General features: G+C 67.5%; 2 protein-coding genes. Both read right to left on the bottom strand.

The window, feature by feature from the left end; genetic code table 11:
- The coding region (locus OOT08_RS12515; protein ID WP_325093076.1) for an HtaA domain-containing protein at positions 1-713 on the bottom strand (713 nt) is incomplete at its 3' end.
- 135 nt (positions 714-848) lie between these two features.
- A complete protein-coding gene (locus OOT08_RS12510) occupies positions 849-4364 on the bottom strand; it encodes an HtaA domain-containing protein (protein ID WP_325093074.1) in 3516 nt (1171 codons plus the stop codon).
- Positions 4365-4512: the final 148 nt, after the last annotated feature.

Genomic DNA, 4512 nt, shown 5'->3' with positions numbered 1-4512 from the left:
TCCTGGGCCTGCGGGGTCTCGGTGCTCTCGGGCTCCGGAAGTGCCCCGGCCTCGAACTCGCAGGAGGTCTTGCCGGTCAGCGTGACGGGGTCCATCTCGTCGTAGGCTGCGTAGAACCCGCCGAAGGCCTTCGCCCCCTCCGGGGTCAGCTTGCCCGGGGCAGCGTCGAACGTGAGGGCGACCCCGTCGGCGCTCAGCCGCCCGGCGATATCCAGCTCAACGGCGCGGACCTGCTGCTCGTCGATGGCCTCCTCGCCCGTTGGCGTGGTCGACTTCAGGTCGAGGCGCAGGTATGCCTCCTCGGCGGAGACGATCTCCAGGCTGGGGTTCGCAACGAACAGCTGGAGAACGCCCTCGTGGCCCTCGAAGTGCACGGTGCCGGTCTGCGCGATCGAGGCGGCGTCCCCGTGGTTGGAGACGGTGCCGGAGCCCGGCGCCCAGATGTAGTTCGGGGTTTCGTAGGTCACGCCCTCGCCGTCGGGCGTGGCCGTGCCCTTCGCGATCGTGTCGATGTAGGAGCGGAAGGACTCCTTCACGCCCCAGGTGAGCACCGTGTCCGTGACCGTGCACTCGGCCGCCTCGTGGGCGACGACGGGACCGGGCACGGCGAGCGCCGGGGCCGAGCCGAGGCCGAGCAGGGAGGCGCCGACCACGCCAGCCAGCGCGGTCGCGCCGAGGCGGGTGGTCCGGGTCTGTGGGGTCCTGATGCGCACGGTGTCTCCTGTGGGTCTGTGGGTACCTGTCCAGCGTATCTGCTTCCCCCGGGGGATCAGGTGGACCCGGGGAAAAGCCTGACGGCGACGTCCGTGGTTGACGTCGCCGACAGGAGGTGTGTTGCGCGGAGCCGCCTAGCCCTCGCGGGCGGCGCGGCGCTGAGCGACGAGCGCGAGCACGAGGCCCAGCGCGACGAGGAGGAGCACGCCGGCCCCGGCCCACCAGGCCCAGGCGGGCAGGCCGCCCTCGGCGATGGGCTCGGCGACCCGCTGCGCGACCGCGGCCTTGGGGGCCTCGGCGCGCTCGGGCTTGGCGTCCTGCTGCGCCGCGGCGCCGCAGTCGTCCTCGGGGGTGATCGTCGCGGAGAGCGTGTCGAGCGCTTCCCCGGCCGAGTAGTTCCCGAAGGCGGCCTCGCCGCTCTCCAACAGGGTGACCGTCGCATCGGTGATGGTCAGGGTGCCGTCCGTGCCGCGCTTCGTGGCCCCGTCGAGGTTCACCGTGGCGAAGGGGACGCCGCGATCGGTGATCTGCTCGCCCTCCATCGTCTGGGAGTCCACGTCGAGGCGCAGGGTGGCCTTCGTCGCGCTCGAGAAGTCGAGCTTCGGGTTCGAGAGCGTCGTGTCCAGCGCCCCGGCGTGGCCGGAGAAGTTCACGCCGCCCGCGAAGCGGATCGTGCCCGCGTCGCCCTTCTTCGAGAGGCCGCCCTCGCCGGTGGCCCAGTGGAAGATCCCGTCCCGCTCGGTGACCTTCCCGGTCATCGACCAGTCGCCGCCGCCCGTCGAGCGGAGGTAGCTGCGGAAGGACTCCTTGACGCCCCAGTCCAGGGTGGCCTGGGAGACCTTGCACTGCCCGGCGGGCAGCTCGTCCTTCGCCTCGCCGATGGTCAGCACGGCGCCGACGTTGGTCGAGCCCTGCAGGGTCAGCGTGTGCTTTCCGGTGATGTCCTCGGGGAGCGTGCCCACCCAGGTCACGACGCCGTCCGAGTTCGCCTGCACCTCGCGGTCGAGGACCATCGGCTCGCTGTACAGCACCGCGAGGATGCCCTCCTCCTGGGCCTCAAAGCCCGGGGCGGAGACGCGGATCTCGCCGCCAGCGACGATGTCCTTCGGGTCCGTGATCACCATGAGGCCGCTCGTCGCCGGGGCCGTGGCCGCGGGGGTGCGGACCGTCTTCTTCTCGGCGGATTTCTTCGCCGCGGCCCCGCCAGCGGTGCCGACGGATCCAACCGTGAAGCTGAGCGCATCGGCGGAGCTGTACCGACCCTGGAAGAAGGCGGAGCCCTGGCCGGTGAGCGACACGGGGACGCCGGACCAGGTCACGGAGCCGCCCGCGCCGGTGCTCTTGGAGCCAGCGGCCAGGTTCAGGGTGCCAAAGACGCTGCCGCCGACGATGAGCTCGGCGCTCGTGGCGCTCGTGACCCGGATCGCGGGGTTCGCGATCGTCTGGTTCAGCGCGCCCTTGTGGCCGGAGTAGTTCACCGAGCCGGAGAACTGCACCGTACCGGTCTGGGTCTTCGCGTCCCAGGAACCGCCCGCGGCCTGCGGGAACTGGTAGCCGGGGCCCACGCCGCTCGGGGTGATCGCACCCTTCGCGATCGGGCCGGTCACGTAGGCCTCGAAGGCCTGGTGCACGCCCCAGTTGAGCGAGCCGGGGACCTGGCCCGCGGCGGGGCGGGTCACGGGCAGCGGCTTCGTGCCGGGCGTCGAACCGCCCGTGTTCCCGGTGCCGGGGTTCGGCTTCACGACGGGGGGCTTCGGCGGGGTGACGGGCTTCTCTGTGCTGGCTGTCCCCACCGTGAAGGTCAGCGGCGCGAGCGTGTTGTCATTCGACGGCAGGTAGTCCTGGAAGAACATCCGCCCCTGAGCGGTCACCGTTGCCGGGGCTCCGGTCCACGTGACGGCGTTGCCCTGCTCGGTTCGCTTTGCCTGGCTCAGGTCGACATCGCCGATCCGAGCCATGCGCTTTTCGAGCTCGTCATAGGCGTAAATCCCTGCCTTTTTCGCGGACTCAACCCGGACCTCGACCTGCGTGAGGTTCAAGTCCAACGCACCGTGGTGCCCGGTGAACTTCACCCAGCCGCCATATTTCACAGAACCGGTCTGCTTTTTCGCATCCCAGGTCCCACCGGAAACCTGCTTGAAGGTGAAGGAGTTCTTCTGGCGGGTTGCAAGCTTCCCGTCGACCTGGATAGCTCCCTGTGCGATGGGTCCCTCGACGTAGGTCACAAAGGCTTCGCGCACACCCCAGCTGAGCGAGCCCTGCTCCGTCTTCGGGGCGGGGAACAGCGCATCCCAGTGCTTCCCGGAGATGCTGACCGGAACCGTGACGAGAGCCGCATTCCCAGCGCTCGGCTTCGCGGGGTTCCGCCACACCGAGACCTCGTATGATTTTGCCCGGTCCAATGCATTCGCACGCGCGACGAGGTCCGTCGTGAAGGTCCCCTTCTCGAGTTGCTTTGCGGAAACAGAAACCGAAACGAGGCTCGCTGCGCTCGTGCTCTTCCCCCGCTCGAAGAGGGCAACGGTCACGCCGTTGGGGTAGTCAGTCGCCCGGTAGTTCTTTCCCGTCGCCGAGAACGTGATACTCGTTTTACTCTTCACCTGAGCGACCGAGGCCGCAAGGCTGGCCGAATCCTGGTCGAACAGCTTGTCCCAGTCAGCCTCGGAGATCGTCAGCGCCGCTGTCTCCAGGTCAGCGTTTTCCGCAGACGGCATGGTGTGCCCGCGCCACACCGCGACTTCGTATTCCTTCAGTCGGTTGACCTTCGATGCATCAACCGTGAGGGTCCAGGAGAAGGCACTGTCCTTCAGCTCGGAAACTCGCACCCACTGCGATTCGATGCCCAGGTTCGTCGGGTTCAGTTCGCTCGCCGTGCCGGCCTCGATGAGCGAAACATACACGCCGTTCGGGAAACCGCTGGCCGGGTAGCCCTGGCCAACAACGTCGATCGCAAGCGAAGTGTTTGCCGTGATCGTCCCCGTCTTGGCAGCAATCGAACGCTCAGCAGGCTTCGGGAAGACCGTTTCCCACTGTTCAGCCGTAACCGGCAAGGCCTCCACTGAGACCAGGCTCTCCTCCGTCACGATGCCATGCGCATTCCACACCAGGACTTCGTAGGCTTCACCAGACGCCAGTTTGTCCTTCGGCAACGCGATGCTCGTCGTAAACGTGCCGTCCGGAGACAGTCCCTTCCCCGCGGGTGCCTTGGGGCTCAGGTACTTCACGCCAATGACCGCATCAGACGAGGCACCAGTGACGGTCATCGCCTGGCCTGCGGTGATCACCGCAACATAGACGCCATCGCCAGCTGCCTGTTTCAGGAACCCGGTGCCAGAAACCGGAACCGTCAGACCGGTTGCAGCTGCCTCAACGGCGAAGGACACCTTCGCCTCGGACGCAGGAGCTGGGAACAGCATGTCCCAGTTCGCCGTGGAGAACTCCACCGGCACCACCGTCAGATTCGACGTCGGCATCGCGGGCATCGTGTGCCCACGCCACACCGCAACCTCATACTCCTTCGACCGGTCCAGCTTGTCAGCCGGAACAGAGAGCACCGACGTAAACGTCCCGTCCGCCCCCGTCGCCCGAACCCACTCATACTTCAGCCCAAAGTTCGGCATCGTCTGGTCAAGAATCGTGCCCTTCTCCACCAGCGCCGCGTACACACCATTGGGGAACTCAGACGCCGGGAACGCAACACCGGCAACCGAAACCGCAACAGACGTGTCCGGAACAATCTTCCCGACCGTTGCCGACACCTTCGGAGCGGGCTTCGGGAACAGCATGTCCCAGTTCGCC

Origin of the sequence: Leucobacter sp. M11, from assembly GCF_035726885.1 — a bacterium.
Lineage (GTDB): Bacteria > Actinomycetota > Actinomycetes > Actinomycetales > Microbacteriaceae > JAPFRB01.
This window is presented reverse-complemented; position numbering and strand designations above follow the sequence as displayed.